The sequence below is a fragment of the Cellulomonas sp. APG4 genome, from assembly GCF_009996735.1.
In the GTDB taxonomy this organism is placed as follows: domain Bacteria; phylum Actinomycetota; class Actinomycetes; order Actinomycetales; family Cellulomonadaceae; genus Actinotalea.
On the sequence record NZ_JAACYI010000005.1, the window covers coordinates 73,020 to 90,672 of the forward strand.

Below are 17,653 nucleotides of genomic sequence, written 5' to 3' on the forward strand. Positions count from 1 at the left end.
CGGGTCCTGCATCGATGAGGTAACGAACCTTGACCGCCGCTCTTCATCGATGAAGACTCGCGGCAAGCGTAGGGACGCGACCCCGGGCGACGGCGCGCGGGCTCGGATCAAGGAGGATTCGGATGCGGACGACTCGACGAGCGGGACGGCGCACGGCCGGCCTCGCCCTTGTCCTCGGCGCGGCGACGGTGCTCGCCGCGTGCGGCAGCGGCGACGGAGGCGACGGGGGCGGTGACGGCGGCGGGGGCAGCGCAGCCGGCTCCTGCACCAACACGATCGTCAACGAGGATGCGCCCGTGGTGACCGTCTGGGCCTGGTACCCGGCGATGGAGCAGGTCGTGGACCTGTTCAACGAGACCCACGACGACGTCCAGGTCTGCTGGACCAACGCGGGCCAGGGCGGCGACGCCTACCAGGCGTTCAGCACTGCGCTCGAGGCGGGCTCGGGCGCCCCGGACGTGATGATGATCGAGGCCGAGTTCCTCGGGCAGTACACGATCCGCGACGCGCTGGTGGACATCGGCCCGCTGGGCGCGGCCGAGGTGGCCGACGACTACACCGAGGGCGCGTGGTCCGACGTGAGCACCGGCGACGAGGTCTACGCCATCCCCGTCGACGGCGGACCCATGGGCTTCCTCTACCGCCAGGACATCTTCGACGAGTACGGCGTCGCGGTGCCCACCACGTGGGAGGAGTTCGCGGACGCCGCGCAGGCGCTCAAGGACGCCGGGTACGAGGGCTACATCGCCAACTTCCCGCCGAACTGGTGGGCCTTCACGCAGGCGATGGCTGCGCAGAAGGGCTGGGCGCCGTTCGAGTACGAGGCGGGCAGCACCGACCTCCGCATCGACATGAACAGCCCCGAGGCCGTCGAGGTGCTCGCCTTCTGGAACGAGCTCGTCCAGAACGACCTGGTCGCCACCGACGAGGCGTTCACGGCGGACTACAACGCGAGCCTCGTCGACGGCACGTACGCCTCGTACGTCGCCGCCGCGTGGGGCCCGGGCTACCTCGCGGGGCTGTCCGACGCCGACGCGGACGCCGTCTGGCGCGCCGCGCCCCTTCCCCAGTGGGAGGGCGAGGAGCCGCGCTCGGTCAACATCGGTGGCTCGACGTTCGCCGTCTCGGAGCAGGCGGAGAACCCGGAGCTCGCGGCCCAGGTCGCGATCGAGATCTTCGGTACCGAGGAGGCCTGGAAGATCGGCATCGAGGAGGCCGCGCTGTTCCCGCTGTGGCGTCCGATCCTCGAGTCGGACTACTTCCGTGACCTCGAGTACCCGTTCTTCGACGGCCAGCAGATCAACAACGACGTGTTCCTCGAGGCCGCCGCAGGGTACGAGGGCTTCGCGACGCCGCCCTTCCTGACCTACGTCTACGACCAGGGCACGCAGCAGCTCACGGCCATGGTCGAGGGCAGCGTCGACGCCGCGACCGTGATGGCGAACATGCAGGACGACGTCGCGGGCTACGCGGAGGCGCAGGGCTTCGACGTCTCGCAGTGACCTGAGGACCGCCCGGACCGGACGCACGCCGTCCGGTCCGGGCGGCCGGCGTCCCCGAGGAGGGCGGACAGACATGGCGACGACGACGTCGACCGAGGTGAGCAGGGCAGGCACGGCCACGCGTGCGCCGCGACGGCCACGGGCGGGACGGATCGAGCGGAACCGGCAGCGCTGGGGCTGGTTCTTCCTCGCCCCGTTCGCGGCCGTGTTCCTTGTGCTGCTCGTGGCGCCGCTGGCCTACGCGTTCTGGATGAGCCTGCGCACGGACACCCTGGCGGCCGGCGAGTCCTTCACCGGCCTGGCGAACTATCAGCGGGCCTTCACGGACCCGCTGTTCCTCGGCGGCCTCGGGCGCGTCGGGCTGTTCGTCGCCGTGATGGTGCCGATCCAGCTCGGCGTCGCGCTCGTCGCGGCGCTCGTCCTGGACACGCTCGCCACCCGGCTGTCGCGGTTCTCACGACTGATGATCTTCGTCCCGTACGCGGTGCCGGGGATGATCGGTGCGCTGATGTGGGGGTTCCTCTACAGCCCGCGGTTCGGGCCGGCGACGGACATCTTCGGGCTGTTCGGCGCGACCCCGCCCGGGTTCCTCGCGCCGGGCACGGTGTTCTACAGCCTCGTGAACATCGTGACGTGGCAGTGGGCCGGCTACTACATGATCATCATCTACGCGGCGCTCCGGGGCATCGACCCGGCCGTCTACGAGGCGGCCCGGATCGACGGAGCGAGCGGCTTCCAGATCGCCACACGCATCAAGGTGCCGATGATCTCCGCCGCGCTGGTCATGGTCGTGATCTTCGCGCTCATCGGGACGCTGCAGTTCTTCACCGAGCCCTCGATTCTGCGCAACGTCGCCGCGGGCGCCATCCCGGTGCACTACACGCCCAACATGTACGCGCACGGGCTCGCGTTCTCCTACCAGCAGTTCAACTACGCGTCGACCATCTCCTTCGCCCTGGGCGTGATCGTCTTCGCGTTCTCGTACCTGTTCCTGTTCCTGACCCGCAAGCGGAGCGGACTGAACTCATGAGCCTCCAGACGACCGGTGGCGCCGCCGGCGCCCCGCCCACCGACCGCACCGCCCGTCGGCGCCCTCGTCGGGACCGCGGGACGGACCACGCCGCACGTGGGCCGCACAGCTCGCGCGTCGGGTCCCACCTGTTCCTGCTCGCGCTCGTCCTGTACTTCGTCACCCCGCTGTGGTGGCTCGTCGTCGGAGCCACCAAGTCCAACTCGGGCCTGTTCGCGAGCAGCAGCAGCCCGCTGTGGTTCGCCGACGACTTCTCGTTCGTCGAGAACGTGCAACAGCTGTGGACCTACCAGGGCGGCATCTACTTCACCTGGCTCGGCAACTCGTTCCTCTACGCGCTCGCCGCGGGCGTGGGCGCGACGGTGCTCGCGCTGCTGGCCGGGTACGGCTTCGCGAAGTACCGCTTCCGCGGCCGCAACGCCGCGTTCGCGCTGCTGCTCGGCAGCGTCATGGTGCCGCTCACGGCGCTCGTCATCCCGACGTTCGTGCTGCTGGCCGAGATGGAGCTGGTCAACACGCGTTGGGCCGTGATCCTGCCGTCGCTGCTGAGCCCGCTGGGCGTGTACCTGGTGCGCGTGTACGCGCAGGACGTGGTGCCCGACGAGATGCTCGACGCCGGCCGGGTCGACGGCGCGGGCGAGCTGCGCCTGTTCTTCCAGGTCGCGCTCCCCCTGCTGCGGCCCGCGCTCGTCACGGTGCTGCTGCTGACGGTCGTCGCGACCTGGAACAACTACTTCCTCGCGCTGACCATGGTCCGCAGCCCGGACCTGCTGCCGGTCACCGTGGGTCTCGCCCAGTGGCAGGCGCTGTCCAGCGGCGGCGCGGGCGGCGAGACGCTGTGGAACCTCGTCGTGACCGGCGCGTTCCTGTCCGTGCTCCCGCTCATCGGCGCGTTCCTCGCGCTCCAGCGCTACTGGCAGGGCGGCCTGGCCCTGGGCGCGATCAAGTAGCGAGTGCCGGTCGGGAGCCTCAGCCGCGCCCGCCGGTGATCGGGCGGTGGCGCTGCTGCACGCCGGCCTTGCCGTAGGGGTAGTCGTCGACGCGCGGCGCGCTCGCCTCGGTCAGCCGGTCGAGCTCGTCGCGCGTGAGCTCGAGGTCGGCGGCGCCCATGTTGTCGACGAGCTGCTCGACCGTGCGGGCGCCGAGGATCACCGAGGTCACGGCCGGCTGCGCGGCGAGCCACGCGAGGGCGACCTGGGACATCGAGCAGTCGTGCGCCCCGGCCACCTCACGCACGGCGTCGATCACGCGCCAGGTGCGCTCGTCGGCGTTGCGGGCCTCCCACGCCTCCATGCCCCGCGTCGGGTTCTCGCCGAGGCGCGTGCTGCCTGTGGGCGGCACGTCACGCTCGTACTTGCCGCTGAGCCAGCCGCCGGCCAGGGGTGACCACGGCAGCAGCCCGATGCCCGCGTCGAGCGAGGCCGGCACCACCTCGTGCTCGATGTCCCGCACCAGCAGGTTGTACTGCGGCTGCAGCGTCACGGGCGCCGACCAGCCGTGCGCCGCGGCCACGTGCACCGCCTTGGTGAGCTGCCAGCCGAGGTAGTTGGAGAAGCCGTAGTACGAGATCTTCCCGGCCCGCACGGCCTCGTCGAGGAACCCGAGGGTCTCGTCGACCGGGGTCAGGGCGTCCCACGCGTGCATCTGGTAGAGGTCGATGTGCTCGACGCCGAGGCGGCGCAGCGATGCGTCGAGCGCCGTGCGCAGGTGGCGACGCGAGAGCCCGACGTCGTTCGGTCCGTCCCCCATCGGGAACCGCCCCTTGGTCGCGACGACCACCTGGGCGGCCTCGGTGGGGTGGGCGGCGAGCCACCGGCCGATGATCTCCTCCGAGACCCCGGCGCTGTACACGTCTGCGGTGTCGAAGAAGGTCCCGCCGTTCTCGACGTAGGCGGTCATGATGTCGCCCGACGTCGCCTCGTCGGCCTCGGCCCCGAACGTCATGGTGCCCAGGGCCTGGGTGGAGACGACCGCCCCCGAGCGGCCGAGCGTGCGGTACTGCATGGAGACCTCCATCGGGTGGAGGGACGCAGGACGGCGTCGTGCGTCTGCGTCCACAGTGCAGCACCGGAGCGGTCGCGGCGACCGATCCGACGCGTCCGGACCTTCGACCCTGTCGTGGGGGCGCATCCCGGCATAGGCCTGGAAGGGAGCAGCCGTCAGGACGGGGGCGGTCGACATGCGGACGCGACCACCAGAGCCTGCACCACCCACCGAGTCGGAGATCAAGGCCGACCTGGACGATCTGGCGCGGACCGCCGGCGAGGCGGCGAAGCTGGTCATCGCAGAGGTCGAGGGCCGGCGCGCGGGAGCTCGCACCGTCCAGCAAGCCGCGGCCGGCATCGCGGCCCTGTACACCGGCGTGCTCGGGCTCGTGTTCTCCGTCACGGACAACCCGCTACCCGTCCGTGGCGTGCTGACGCCGTTCTTCCTGGGGCTGGCCATCGTCTTCGCGACGACGTACCTGGCGTGGGTGCCCCCGACGGACCACACTCCCGAGCTGCCGACGACGGGCACCGACCTCCAGGCGAACGTGCGCGAGCGTCTGAGGTGGTTGGCGTCGCTGGCCGCGCGACGCACCCGGACCGGCAGCAGCTCCGTGCGCGTCGCCGTCGTGGCGCTCGGGTTCGGCCTGCTGTGCATCGCCCTGCCGTTCGTGAGCCTGCCCGGTCACCTCGAGCCAGGTTCGGACGAGCCCTGGCCGCCGGCGACGGTGGCGCCGGGCGAGAGCGAGGCACTCGCCGAGCTCCGGTACGCGAGGGAGCTCGAGGAGGCCGTCCGGGAGCGCGCCGACGTCGTCGTCCCCGACCTCGCCTTCGAGGTGCGCCTGGTGGCGGGTGCGGCGGCGCTCGGGCTCTCGCTCATGGCCCTCGCAGCGCTCCTCGACCGTCCCCGGGAGCCCGACAAGACCTGATCCCCCGAGCCAGGTGAGCGGGCCTAGACCCACCCCCAACTGCCGAGTTCGCACGCCCGCATCGAGGCCGCACTCTCGGCGGTGCGAACTCGATGCGGGGGTGCGAACTCGGCGGAGGGGCCGGAGGGCCAGGCCCTAGGCGACCGCTGTCGCCAGGCGCGTGGTTCGGTTCGCAGCGATCGTCGTCGCGACCAGGGCCAGGAGCACCACACCGAGGCTGACGACGGCGTACTGCGCCAGGTCGACCACGGGCGGGCCGTCGAGCAGCCCGGCGCTCACGCCGATCACCGCGGGCACCACCGCGACCGTGCCCAGGGCCCAGGCGGTCACCCCGGTGACGAGCGCCTCGACCGTGGTCATCGCCATGAGCTGGCGACGTGTGGTCCCGGTGCGGTGCAGCAGGCGCAGCTCCTCCCGGCGGGACGCGGTGGTCAGGGCCAGCGTGCTCGCCGCGCCCACCGCCACCACCACGAGCAGCAGCAGGAGCAGCGCGGTGGAGATGTCGTTCTCCCCACCGGCGGACTGCGTGGCCGTCGTCGCGTACCCCGGCACGTCGCTCGTGGTGGCGCCGAGGGCGCCGATCGCCCCCGCGACGTCGTCGGCCACGGCATCCTCCGCCACGTCCACCAGCACGGTGTCGGCGACCACGGGCAACCCGTGCGCCTCGGCGGTCGCCGGGCCGGCGACCAGGCCGGCCACTCCCATGCCGCGCGAGAACTCCGCCACGACGGTCGCCTCGAGCTCGTCCTCGCCCAGTCGCAGGATGAGCGTCTCCCCCACCCCGGCGCCCGTCTCGAACGCCGTGTCGCTACTGACGGCCACGGTGTCCGGAGTCCCGAGGGCCGCGAGGTCGCCCGCGACGACGTCGGGATCCAGGGTGCCCGCGAGGTCGGCGGGCAGGATGCGGACGGCGGCCGCCTCCCACGCGAGCCCGCTCGCGAAGGCGAGGTCCTCGTCGCCGTCGGTGCGGACCTGGGCCGGGACGGTCGCCAGCGGCACGGCCGCGGCCACACCGGGCACCTGGGCCACCTGCGCTGCGAGGTCCGCCGCGGGCTCGTCCGGCACCGCGACCAGGTCGGCCGTGACCGCGGCGTTGATCTCCTGCTCGGCCGCGGTGGTGATCGCCTGGTTGACGCTGGTCTGCACGGTCGCGGTGGCGACCACCAGGGCGAGCGGCACGACGACGGTCGTCAGGCGCCGCGAGAAACCGCGCACGTTGCGCACCGCGAGCATCCCGGCCGGGCCGCCGGCCGACGGGTGCAGCCGCGCCACGCGGTCGAAGAGCCAGCCCACCAGCACCGGCCCGGCGAGCGCGGCGGCACCGACCAGCATGAAGGCCGAGATCGACGCCGTCGCGCCGCCCACGATGCCCGGGATCCACAGCGACGAGAACGCCGCGGCGAGCCCGCCCGCGGTCAGCACGAGGGCGAAGAGGCGTCGCACCCGGCCCACCTCGCTCGCCTCGACGGCGCTGTCCTGGAGCGCCGCGGTCGGCGCGATCCGGGCCGCCTCCCGTGCGCCGAGCCGGCCCACGGGCACCGCGGTCGCGACGATCAGCACCACCGCGACGAGCACCGGCAGGGGCGAGAGGGACGAGGCGAAGTCGGGTGCGACCATGCCGGCCCGCACGAGCATCGGATCCAGGTACCGGGCGCCGAAGAGCCCGGCGACCGCACCCAGCGGTGCGGCGACCAGCGACACCGCGGCCACCTCGAGGGTGACGGTCTGTCGCACCTGGGCCGGCGTAGCACCGACGGCGCGCAGCATCGCGAACTCCCGGCGGCGGCCCCGCAGGGCGAGGCTCACGGTGGCCGCGACCACCATGACCACGACGACGAGCGCGGTGCCCGCGTAGGACGAGGCGAGCGCCATGAGCAGTCCACCGGAGAGAAGGTCACCCGAGGCGCCGGTGCGCAGGCCGGACTCGAAGAGCACGCCGGTGACGGCGATCACGGCCGAGGCGACGGCGAGCACGAGGGCGGTGCCGGCGTAGGCACCGCGGTGGGCGCGGACGCCCGTGGAGGCGAGCTGCCACATGGTGCTCACCGGCCCTTCGCGAGCAGGCGGGCGGTGACCTGCTCGGCGGTGGGCCGCTCGAGGTGGTCCACGACGAGGCCGTCGGCGAGCACGACGACGCGCTCGGCCGCGGCGGCCACGGTGGCGTCGTGCGTGACGACGACGACGGTCTGGCCGAGCCGGCGCGCGGTCTCGCTGAGCACGTCGAGCACGGCGGCACCGGTGCGCGAGTCGAGTGCACCCGTGGGCTCGTCGGCGAAGACGACGGCGGGCCGGGTGATGAGCGCCCGGGCGATCGCGACGCGCTGCGCCTGACCGCCCGACAGCTCCCCGGGCAGCCGGTCCATGAGGTCTGCGACGCCCAGCAGCTCGAGCAGCGCGGACTCCCACACCAGGTCCACCGCGCGGCCCGCGAGCGCGAGCGGCAGGCGCACGTTCTCGCGCGCCGTGAGGTGCCCGATCAGGTTGTACGCCTGGAACACGAACCCCACGTGCTCGCGGCGGAACCGCGTGAGGTCGTCGGGCCGCAGCACGGTGAGTTCGTGGCCGCCGACGACGACGGCCCCGCGGCTGGGGGTGTCGAGCCCGGCCGCGCAGTTGAGCAGCGTGGACTTGCCCGAGCCGGACTGCCCGACGACGGCTGTCACCGACCCGGCGGCGAGCTCGAGGGAGACCCCGCGCAGCGCGTGGACGGGCTCGCGGCCCGGGTAGGTCTTGTGGATGTCGACGAGGCGGACGGCGGTGGCCGTCACCTCGGTGGTCGTGGTGGCCATGGTCGGCTCCTGGGATCGAGGACTGGTGTCGGTCTCGAACCTAGGAATCGACGGGTGGCCCCATCGAGCCTCGCAAGGAGGGCCCGCGAGGGTTCCATCCTTCGATGGAGGAGCTCAGCCGCCGACGTCGACCACGCGGTTCTGGTACGCCCACACCACGGCCTGGAGCCGCGAGCGCACGCCGAGCTTGGGCATCATCCGTGCGAGGTGGGACTTCACCGTGGACACCTCGAGGTAGAGCGCCTGCGCGATCTCCTCGTTGGACATGCCCTGGGCCAGGTGCAACAGGATCTCGAGCTCGCGCGCGGTCAGCAGCTCGTTCGCGCGCGCGGCCGTGACGGGCTGGGTGCGGCGGCGGGTGAGCAGCTCGCTGACCACGCGCTTGGTGAGCGTGTCCTGGAGGGTGCCGTTGCCGGCGGCGACGGACCGCACGGCGTCGACGACGGCGGCCGGCTCGGCGTCCTTGAGCAGGAACCCCGAGGCACCGGCCTCGAGCGCGCCGAACAGGTACTCGTCCACGTCGAACGTCGTGAGGATGAGCACGGGCACCGGGTCGGCGACGTCCGGTCCGCACAGCGCGCGGGTCGCGGTGATGCCGTCCGTGCCGGGCATGCGCACGTCCATGCAGACGACGTCGGCCTCCAGGCGCCGGGCGGCCTCGACGGCCTGCGCGCCGTCGGACACCTCCGCGACCACCTCGAGGTCCGGCTCCACGCCCAGCATCGCGCTGAGCCCCGCGCGCACGAGGGGCTGGTCGTCGGCGATCACGACGCGTGTCATGGGGTTGCTCCCTCGATCGGTGCTGCTGGTCCTGGCGACGGGGCCTCGCCGGCGTCGTGGTGGGCCGGGACCGCGAGCGTGACCCGCCAACCGCCGTCGGGCCGGGGCCCGTGGGTGAGCGTGGCGTCGGTGAGGTCGGCACGCTCCTGCATCCCGACCAGGCCGAGCCCTCCTCCGGTGCGGGCCTCGTGCGCAGGCCCGGTCCGGTCCGGTCCCTGCGGCACCGGGGGCGGGCCGTTGCTCACGCTCACGCGCAGCACGCCGGGATCGCGCGCGTCGAGCACCACCTCGCAATCGGTGCCGGGCGCGTGGCGCACCACGTTGGCGAGGGCCTCCTGCACCGTGCGGAACGTGGCGAGCTGCGCGAGGGGCCCGACGGCGTCCCACTGCGCGGCGGGGTTCCCGAGGACGGTCAGGCTCGCGTCCACGCCCGAGGCACGCGCCCGCTCGACGAGTCCGGGCACCGCCGCGAGCGTCTCGACGGGGTGCTCGGCCTCCTCCGGACCTTCGCGCAGCAGCCGGACAAGCGTGCGCAGCTCGTCGAGCATCCCCGATGTCTCGGCCCGCACGCGCTGGACGGCGGCCTTCGCGGCCTCGGGGTCCACGTCGATCTGCCGGCCGATCGCCCCCGTCATCACGGCGATGCCCGAGAGGTGGTGCGCGGCGATGTCGTGAAGCTCGCGGGCCATGGCCGCGCGCTCGCGCGCGACGGCGGCCTCGAGCAGCGCACCCTGCTCGCGGCTGAGGGCCTCGACCTGTCGGGCGCGGGCCTCGGCCGCCTCCCGCCGGGAGCCGACGACCACCCCGACCACCACGGCGATCCCCACGACCGAGAGCGCTTGCACCACCGGTGCCCCGAGGCGCACGAGCAGTGGGACGTCGTCGGCCGGCTGGGCCATGAAGGTCCCCGCGGCCACGAGCAGCGCGGCCACCGCGAGCGCGGGGACCGTCCGGCGCCACGTCCCGACGACGGTCGCGGTGTAGGCCGCGACGAGCACCGGGACGGACGTCACGCCGATGGCGTCGCCCAGTCCGGCGAGCGCCCCAGCGGGCACGCCGGCGGCCACGAGCACCAGCACCGGGCGGGGGTGGACGCGCCGGAAGGCGACGGCCACTGACTGCGCCACGAGCACGGCGATCGCGAACCACCACGGCCCGCTCCCGGGCGACGGCGTGGCCCCCGCCGCCGTCGGGTCCAGCTGCACCGCGGCGAGCACCGACAGCAGTGCCGTGATCGCGAGCACGCACGTCCCACCCGCCACGGCGAGGTCGGGGCGGGTGGGCGTGCGCGGGCTCGATGGCACGGTCGCCATCCTGTCAGTGCCGGTAGCCGAGCCGCCCGCGGGTGCCGGCGAGCACCACGGCGGCAGCGACCGTGGCCCCGGCGAGCAACGCGTGCTGGACGACGGTGTCGTCCGTCGTGGGGAACACCTCCGCCCAGGCGATCGACGCGAAGTTGTTGACGCTGACGTGCAGCAGCATCGCCATCGGCAGGCTCTGCCCGGTGCGGTTGAAGACCCACGTCATGACGACGTTGAACGCGATGCAGAAGAGCACGAACTCGACCGGCCGGTACCAGGGCGCGTCGGGCCAGCCGCCCCACTCGGTCAGGTACAGCGGCAGGTGCCACATGCCCCACAGGGCACCGATGGCGACGGCGGCTCCGGGCGCGCCGATCAGCCGCTGCATCCGCGGTAGGGCGAAGTCGCGCCACCCGGGCTCCTCGGCGAGACCGGTGGTGATCATCTGGGCGAGGAGCCCCGGGATCAGGGCGAGCAGCACCATGGTGGACGGCGCGCGCACCTCGCCGCCGGAGAAGGCGAGGCCGGACACCACCATGGCGGCGGGGACGCCCAGCAGGATGCCCGCGTACCAGCGCCAGCTGACCTTCCACTTCCACAGGCGCCTCGCCCACGCCCGCAGGCCGGGGCGGCCGTCCGCGATCGCGGTGACGACGAGGGCCGAGCCGATGGGGCCGAGGTAGGCGCCGGGCAGCATGCCGAGCAGCTGCCCGCCGATGCTCCCGCCGGGGAAGGTGAAGTCCCAGACGCCGAGCCCGTGCAGGGACAGGATGTACGGGACCCAGACGAGCCAGCTGGCGAGGTTGGCCAGCACGAAGAACGAGAGCAGGGGACGCTGCCGGACGACGTCGAGCAGACCCCGCCGTTGCGGAGGTGCCGGCCGTGACGAACCTGCCGGGGCTGTGAGGACGCTCATGGGAGTTCCCTTCGTCGTGGTCGCTGAACGTGACTTCGACGCTAGGAACGGGCCCGCTCCCCTCGCGCGAGGCCGAGGGTGGAACCCTGCGGCTTGCATCCAAAGGTGGACGGACAGTCCCCCGGAGGTCAGGGCCGCGCCGTGGCATGCCGGGCCACAGCGGGTGAAACGCCCCAGAACGCCTGTATCCGCCCATGTCTCGCTGCCAGACTGGGGCACCGGCCGCCTCCCCCACGGCCGGCGTAGGAGGTGACGGCCCATGGACCACCTCGTGGCGCTACCCACCGGCCGGCGCGCTGACGACCTCGCCCGCCTGGCGCGGCGCATCGTCGCGCTCGGCATCGCCGTCTGCGCCCCGGTGCTCGTCGGTATCTGGCTGACCGACGGGACCGACGACCGGTGGGTCCGGTGGGGCTACCCACCCCTGGCCGCGGCACTGCTCGGCTTCGCCTGGATCCTGGTCGCACGACCCACGTGGGCCGCACGGGCCGCCGTCGTGACCCTCGTCGGGATCGAGGCGTGGTGGCTCGTGATGATCAGCGGTCGGGTGGCGCAGGCTCCCGACGCCGCGACCGCGTGGGCGTCCTTGCTGCCCACGCCCCTGCTCGACGTCGTCGTGTGCCTCGCCGTGGGGTTCCTGTTCCAGCGGACCCGCACGGCCCTGGTGCACGGCGGCATCTACGCCACCCTGGTCACCGTCGTGCTGGCGGCCGAGCTGGGCCGGCACCCGGGTGGGACCGACCTCTTCTGGCCGAGCGTGCGCTACGGCGTGTACCTGTGGGTGTTCCTGGGGCTGCTGCTCGTCCTGTCCCGGGCCAAGGAACACTTCGCGGCAGCGATGGCCGACGTCGCCAGGTCCGACGCCGCCGCGGCGCGGATGCGCGAGATCGCCCACATGGACGAGCTCACGGGCATCGCGAACAGGCGCCGCCTGGTCGACGAGCTCGGCCACCAGGCGGGACTCGTCGGGCCGGACCACCCGGTGAGCGTCCTGTACTTCGACCTCGACCACTTCAAGCAGGTCAACGACACGTACGGGCACGACGTCGGCGACCAGGTGCTTCGCCTCGTCGCCCAGATCACGGCCGGGACGGTGCGCGACGGCGACCTGCCGGCACGGTTGGGCGGCGAGGAGTTCGTGGTGGTCGCCCCTGCCGCCGATCACGAGAGTGCGCTGGCGCTGGCTGAACGGCTCAGGTTCGCGCTGCCGCAGGGCCTCGAGCTCGAGGTGAGGCTGCGCGTGACGGCGAGCTTCGGTGTGACCCAGCTCGAGCCGGCGGAGTCGGCCGACGCCGTCCTGAGGCGCGTGGACGAGCTGATGTACCTGGCGAAGCTCGGCGGTCGTGACCGCGTGCAGTCCGGCGCACCCGACGTGCCTGACCGCTCCCACTCACCTGCCTGACAATGGGCCCGACGGCGCACCGCGGCGCTGCTAGCGTCCGCGTCGTGGCCACCGACGAGTACCTCGAGCTCAACCGCACCAACTGGGACAGCCGTGCGACGGTCCATGCCCAGGGCTACGGGATCGACCGCCTGCTGGCGGACACGGCCGCGCTCTCGGACGTCGTGGCCTTCGACCGGCCGCGGCTCGGCGACATCAGCGGGCTCGAGGCCGTCCACCTCCAGTGCCACATCGGCACCGACACGCTGAGCCTCGCGCGACTCGGCGCGCACATGACGGGCGTGGACCTCTCGGGTGCGTCGCTCAACGAGGCGCGCAGCCTGGCGGAGCGCGCGGGCGCCGCGATCGAGTACGTCCAGTCGGACGTGTACGTGGCCCCGGAGGCGCTCGGCGGCCGCCAGTTCGACCTCGTCTACACCGGCATCGGCGCCATCTGCTGGCTGCCGAGCATCCGCCGCTGGGCACAGACGGTCGCGGCCCTCCTGCGCCCCGGGGGCCGGCTGTTCATCCGCGACGGCCACCCCGTGCTGAACGCGGCCCTCGCGATGACCATCGGCGCCGAGCACCCCGACCGCGCGCAGCAGACGTGGATCAGCGGGCCGGGGGACATGACGGTCGCGCTCGAGCTCCCGTATTACGAGCAGGCCGAGCCGCTGGTCTGGGACGACGAGTGCACCTACGCCGGCGACGCGAAGGTCGCGCAGCCGCGCTCGATGGAGTGGAACCACAGCCTGGGCGAGATCGTCACGGCGGTGCTCGACGCCGGCCTGGAGCTCACGTCGCTCACGGAGCACGACAGCGTCCCGTGGGACGCGCTGCCGGGCTTCATGGTGCTCGACGAGCAGATCGGCGAGTACCGCCTGCGCGAGCGACCCGAGCGCCTTCCCGCGAGCTTCACCCTCACCGCCCGCCGCCGCTGAGACTCCGCCCACCCGCGAACGCGAGAGCCCTCACTCGTCGCCGGGCGGGTCGACCGCGTTGCACAGCTCGAGCACGACCATGACGGCGTCAGCCTGCTGCATCGCGTACGTCGCCCAGGACTCCTGAGCCTCTGCCTCCCACGTCGTGACGTCCTCGCCATGCTCCTCGAGCAGCGCGAGGGCATCCGCCGCGCCTGACGCCATCTCCTCCACGACAAGGGCGCCTTCGAGGTAGCGGACGTCGTCCTCGGCCGCGAGCCTCAGCTGCTCGGCCGCCAGGGTGAGTGCGCGCTCCTGCTCCCGGAGGGGTGCGGGCTCCGTCCCGCCGAGCGGCATCGCGTCGATCGCCGCGCAGGCCGCGAGCGCGGCGTCCTCAGCGCTCGCCGTCGCGGGAGCGGCGTCGTCCTCGGCTGCGGGCGTGCGGGCAGTCGGAGCGTCGGCCGTCGACGTCGCGTCCGGGGCTGACCCCGTCGGCGATACGCCACCGCATGCCGAGAGGAGCATCGTCACACCGAGCAGACAGGTGAGGTGAGAAGGTCGAGCGGTCGTCATGGAAGTCCCCCTGGATGCCGGCCGGATCGTGGCGCCCGGCGTGCCGCACCTCTCCATCGACACGTCCGACCACCCACTGAAGGGGACCAGCCGGCCCTTCCCGCCCGACGTCCAGCCCGCCGCCGACTACCGTGGCGCGGTGCCCGTCACCCTGCACCGCTCCGAGGTCCGGTCGATGGACCCGCTCACGCTGTACGCGATCCTGCGGCTGCGCGTGGACGTCTTCGTCGTCGAGCAGCGGGCCGCCTACCCGGACCTCGACGGCCGCGACGCCGAGCCCGGTGCCGAGCTCCTCTGGGCCGCCGACGGCGACGAGGTGCTCGCGACGCTGCGGATCCTCCGCGAGCCCGACGGCGCGCTACGGGTGGGCCGGGTCGCGACGGCCCCGGCGGCACGGTCCCGCGGGGTCGCGTCGATGCTGATGCGCGTGGCCCTCGAACGCTGCGCCGCACTGGACCCGACGGCGCCTGTCGTGCTCGACGCGCAGGCGCACCTGGCCGGCTGGTACGCCCGCTTCGGCTTCGAGGTGGCCGGTGCGGGCTTCGACGAGGACGGCATCCCGCACGTCCCGATGCGACGCACCGCCTGACCCCCGGGCCCCACCCTCAGGTCAGCCCGAGCCGCCGAGGTCGTCTCCGTCCGCGAGCTCGGTGAACCGCTCGAAGATGGCGAGGATGGCGCGTGACATCAGCGAGGCGTCCTCCTCACCCAGGGGGTCGTCGAGGAGGGCCGGGTCCGCGTACCAGGTGACCACGGAGCCGGCGATCTGCGCGGCGATCACGCGGGAGAGGTCGCGCACCTCGAACGGCGGTCGCATCCGCCGCCCATAGACCTCGAGCAGGCCCTCGTAGGCCTCGTCGACCGAGGCGTAGAAGGCCTCCTGCCGGTGGCTGAGCGCTGCGCGCACTCGCGCGTCGACCGCACCGATGAGGAAGCTCAGCTCGACCCGGTACATCGGGTCCTCGCGGTAGTGGCGGTGGACGTCCTCCATGATCCGCAGGACGAGCCTCTCGAGCGGCACCCCCGCGGCCTTCGCCTCGCGGAACCGCCGCAGGCTCTCGGGCAGCCCGGGCACCAGCACGGACTGCACGTCTGCGACGTGGAAGAGCAGGTCCACCTGGAAGTCGGCCTGGCTGGGCCACAGCTGGTAGATGGCGCCCGTCGTGATGGCCTTGGCCTTCTCGTCGCCGGTCTCGGCCCTGACGATCTCCGTGGCCCGCGCGGCCACCTGGGTGAGCCGCACGTGCGCGAGGGCTGAGGCGACGACGTCGTCGCCCACGCTCTGCGCGCGCTCGCGGATCAGGTCCGTCGCGGCCCGGAGCATGAGGTCTCGCGTCTGCGCGGGCTGCCGCCTGGGCATGCGTTCGCGCTGCTCAGCGGGCGTGCGCCGGGGTGGGCGCGACTCCGTAGGAGGCACGGACATCCCTTCCACGACGGGGCCTGGCACGGCCGCTCACGACGCTCGGACCATTGACAGCCGATTTCGCGACAGCATAACGTTCGCGATTCGTAGAAGATCTACGGATCTGCTTCACCCGGGCCGCCGAAGTCCCGGAGGGGACCCGGCGGACCGTGCAGGGAGCACGCCCCCCACCGTGCTCCGCCGCCCCCTCACTGGAGAGACCTCGATGACGACTTCCATCTCCCCCGAGCGACCGGACGCCGCTCCCGGCACCGAGCCGCCACGCGGCAACCGAGCCAAGGTCGTGGCCGTCGCCGCGGTCCTGATGATGGTGCTGGGCAGCCTCCTCGCCCACACCGTCCAGACGAGCGCAGGCTCGGTCTCCGTCACGACGACGACGATCTTCGGGGCCGAGGGCCACCGGATCAGCGCGCAGGTGTACCTCCCGGACGACGCCACGGCCGAGAACCCCCTGCCCGGGGTCGCCGTCTGGCACGGCCTGAACAACCAGAAGGAGTACATGAGCAACACCGCGCTCGAGCTCGCGCGACGGGGCTTCGTGGTGGTCTCGGCCGACCAGACCGGCCACGGCTCGTCGTCGGGCGCGAACCAGGACGTCGGCTGCGGTGGGCCGGACGTGCTGACCTACCTGCGCGACCTGCCGGCCGTGGACACCGAGCGCGTCGGCCTGGTCGGGATGTCCCAGGGAGGGTTCTGCGCGGCCACGGCCGCCGCCATGGCCCAGCCGGACGCGTACTCGTCGATCTTCTACCTCGAGTCCGAGCCCACCCCGCCCGGCGTCATGGACGCCACCCCGTTCGTGGACCTGCGCAACGTTGGCGTCGCGATCGGCACGTGGACCGAGCTGGGCGTGATGATCGCCGTCGACAAGGGCGCGAACGCGGGTGCCTCCCCCGTGCTCATGCCGGTGTTCGGCACCGACGAGCCGATCGTGGCCGAGCAGCTCTACGGCTCGATCGAGGACGGCACGGGCCGCATGCTCTACACGCCCTGGGAGAACCACGCGCTGTCCACCGACTCGACCGACGGGATCGGCACGGCGGTCGACTGGATGCAGCGCACGCTCCTGGCCGACGACGGCGGTCTGGACACGTCCGACCAGGTGTGGCCCGTCAAGCTGCTGGGCACCACGATCGCGCTGGCCGGGGCGTTCCTGTTCCTGTTCGCGGCGGGGAGCCTGCTGCTGCGCACCCGAGCCTTCGCCACACTCGTGCGGCCCGTGCCCGAGTACCGCGGCCTGACCGGCGGCGCGTGGTGGTTCGGGGCGCTGCTCACCACGGCGGTGGGCCCGCTGCTCTACCTGTGGGTGTGGAAGAACATGTTCTTCGACCCGATCCTGCCCGCCAACGCCGTATGGCCGCAGACGTTCACCAACGCCTTCATGGTCTGGGCCGTGATCGTCGGCGCGATCACCTGGGCGCTGATCGGGGTCAACCACGCGGTCACCACGCGCAGGCATGGGGCGACCCTCGCCAACTACGGCCTCACCGAGCCGGACCGCCGGTTCGACTGGCGGGCGCTCGGCCGGTCGGCCCTGCTCGTCCTCGCGATCCTCGCACCCGTGTACCTGGTGCTGGCGTTCGTCTCGAGCGCGTGGGGTGTCGACTTCCGCCTGTGGCTGGTCACCCTCATGCCGATGACGGGGGCACGGCTGGGTGCGTTCGCCGGGTACCTGCTCCCGTTCGCGATCTTCTTCTTCGCCCAGGCGATCATCTTCGGCGGGTTCCTGCGCTGGAAGAAGGGCAAGGCGCCCCTGTGGCAGGAGATGCTGGTCAACTCGATCGTGCTGACCCTCGGCGCGTTCGTGTGGCTGCTGCTGGTGTACGTGCCGCTGATGTCGGGCGGGACGATCCTGTTCGGGTCTGACCCCGTCACGGTCACGTCTGCCGGCATGGGCGCCATCAACTACACCGCCCTGCTGGTGCTGTGGCCGCTCAGCGCGTGCCTGTACACGTCCTACTTCCGCAGGACGGGACGCGTGTTCGTCGGGTCGATCCTGGTGACCACGCTCGTCGTCTGGTCGCTCACCGCGGCCAACGACTTCGGGGTGCTCCCGCTGCTGGGCTGACGGCGGCCTCATGCACGACCGTGGGCGGGCCCGGCACCAACCGGGCCCGCCCACGG

At 72.7% G+C, this 17,653-nt stretch carries 16 protein-coding genes; 8 read left to right on the top strand and 8 right to left on the bottom strand.

All coding sequences use genetic code 11. The features are described from left to right. Nucleotides 1-122: 122 nt before the first annotated feature. The 3 genes from GXB85_RS05820 to GXB85_RS05830 all read left to right on the top strand — a co-directional run bounded on the left by GXB85_RS05820 (nt 123) and on the right by GXB85_RS05830 (nt 3,482). Nucleotides 123-1,502: an ABC transporter substrate-binding protein gene (locus GXB85_RS05820; protein ID WP_161916703.1), complete on the top strand. Its 1,380-nt coding sequence runs from the start codon at nt 123-125 to the stop codon at nt 1,500-1,502. A 73-nt stretch (nt 1,503-1,575) separates the two neighbouring features. Beyond that, nucleotides 1,576-2,532: a carbohydrate ABC transporter permease gene (locus GXB85_RS05825; protein WP_161916704.1), complete on the top strand. Its 957-nt coding sequence runs from the start codon at nt 1,576-1,578 to the stop codon at nt 2,530-2,532. After that, on the top strand, nt 2,529-3,482 hold the full coding sequence (locus GXB85_RS05830; RefSeq protein WP_161916705.1) for a carbohydrate ABC transporter permease: 954 nt from the start codon (nt 2,529-2,531) through the stop codon (nt 3,480-3,482). Before GXB85_RS05825 ends, GXB85_RS05830 begins: the two co-directional genes overlap by 4 nt. 19 nt (nt 3,483-3,501) lie before the next feature. Here the strand turns inward: GXB85_RS05830 and GXB85_RS05835 are convergent, their stop codons facing one another. Then, on the bottom strand, nt 3,502-4,536 hold the full coding sequence (locus GXB85_RS05835; protein ID WP_161916706.1) for an aldo/keto reductase: 1,035 nt from the start codon (nt 4,534-4,536) through the stop codon (nt 3,502-3,504). Nucleotides 4,537-4,711: 175 nt separating this feature from the next. On the opposite strand from GXB85_RS05835, the gene GXB85_RS05840 reads away from it, so the two are divergent. Beyond that, a complete protein-coding gene (locus GXB85_RS05840; RefSeq protein ID WP_161916707.1) occupies nt 4,712-5,446 on the top strand; it encodes a hypothetical protein in 735 nt (244 codons plus the stop codon). Between the two features lie 135 nt (nt 5,447-5,581). Here GXB85_RS05840 and GXB85_RS05845 read toward each other — a convergent pair whose 3' ends face one another. From GXB85_RS05845 to GXB85_RS05865, 5 genes are all read right to left on the bottom strand, one after another. Further along, nucleotides 5,582-7,483 (bottom strand): FtsX-like permease family protein, encoded by a 1,902-nt coding sequence (locus GXB85_RS05845; protein WP_237728023.1) that lies wholly within the window; start codon nt 7,481-7,483, stop codon nt 5,582-5,584. Between the two features lie 5 nt (nt 7,484-7,488). Further along, entirely contained in the window at nt 7,489-8,235 is a 747-nt protein-coding gene (locus GXB85_RS05850; RefSeq protein ID WP_161916709.1) for an ABC transporter ATP-binding protein, read from the bottom strand. 114 nt (nt 8,236-8,349) lie between these two features. Then, a complete protein-coding gene (locus GXB85_RS05855; protein ID WP_161916710.1) occupies nt 8,350-9,015 on the bottom strand; it encodes a response regulator transcription factor in 666 nt (221 codons plus the stop codon). Next, a complete protein-coding gene (locus tag GXB85_RS18780) occupies nt 9,012-10,319 on the bottom strand; it encodes a histidine kinase (RefSeq protein WP_161916711.1) in 1,308 nt (435 codons plus the stop codon). Before GXB85_RS18780 ends, GXB85_RS05855 begins: the two co-directional genes overlap by 4 nt. A gap of 13 nt (nt 10,320-10,332) precedes the next feature. After that, nucleotides 10,333-11,232: a CPBP family intramembrane glutamic endopeptidase gene (locus tag GXB85_RS05865; protein ID WP_161916712.1), complete on the bottom strand. Its 900-nt coding sequence runs from the start codon at nt 11,230-11,232 to the stop codon at nt 10,333-10,335. A gap of 259 nt (nt 11,233-11,491) precedes the next feature. Here GXB85_RS05865 and GXB85_RS05870 point away from each other — a divergent pair, with 259 nt between their 5' ends. Next, nucleotides 11,492-12,634, top strand: coding sequence for a diguanylate cyclase (locus GXB85_RS05870; RefSeq protein WP_161916713.1), 1,143 nt, complete (start codon nt 11,492-11,494; stop codon nt 12,632-12,634). 44 nt (nt 12,635-12,678) lie between these two features. After that, nucleotides 12,679-13,554, top strand: coding sequence for a class I SAM-dependent methyltransferase (locus tag GXB85_RS05875; protein ID WP_370524027.1), 876 nt, complete (start codon nt 12,679-12,681; stop codon nt 13,552-13,554). Between the two features lie 30 nt (nt 13,555-13,584). Here GXB85_RS05875 and GXB85_RS05880 read toward each other — a convergent pair whose 3' ends face one another. Then, a complete protein-coding gene (locus GXB85_RS05880; protein WP_161916715.1) occupies nt 13,585-14,058 on the bottom strand; it encodes a hypothetical protein in 474 nt (157 codons plus the stop codon). A 46-nt stretch (nt 14,059-14,104) separates the two neighbouring features. Between GXB85_RS05880 and GXB85_RS05885 the strand changes: the two genes are divergently transcribed. Next, nucleotides 14,105-14,695, top strand: coding sequence for a GNAT family N-acetyltransferase (locus GXB85_RS05885; RefSeq protein ID WP_370524028.1), 591 nt, complete (start codon nt 14,105-14,107; stop codon nt 14,693-14,695). Nucleotides 14,696-14,716: 21 nt separating this feature from the next. On the opposite strand, the gene GXB85_RS05890 is transcribed toward GXB85_RS05885, so the two are convergent. After that, nucleotides 14,717-15,466, bottom strand: coding sequence for a hypothetical protein (locus GXB85_RS05890; protein ID WP_161916716.1), 750 nt, complete (start codon nt 15,464-15,466; stop codon nt 14,717-14,719). A 268-nt stretch (nt 15,467-15,734) separates the two neighbouring features. Here GXB85_RS05890 and GXB85_RS05895 point away from each other — a divergent pair, with 268 nt between their 5' ends. Then, nucleotides 15,735-17,597 (top strand): alpha/beta fold hydrolase, encoded by a 1,863-nt coding sequence (locus GXB85_RS05895; protein WP_161916717.1) that lies wholly within the window; start codon nt 15,735-15,737, stop codon nt 17,595-17,597. The last annotated feature ends 56 nt before the right edge of the window (nt 17,598-17,653 follow it).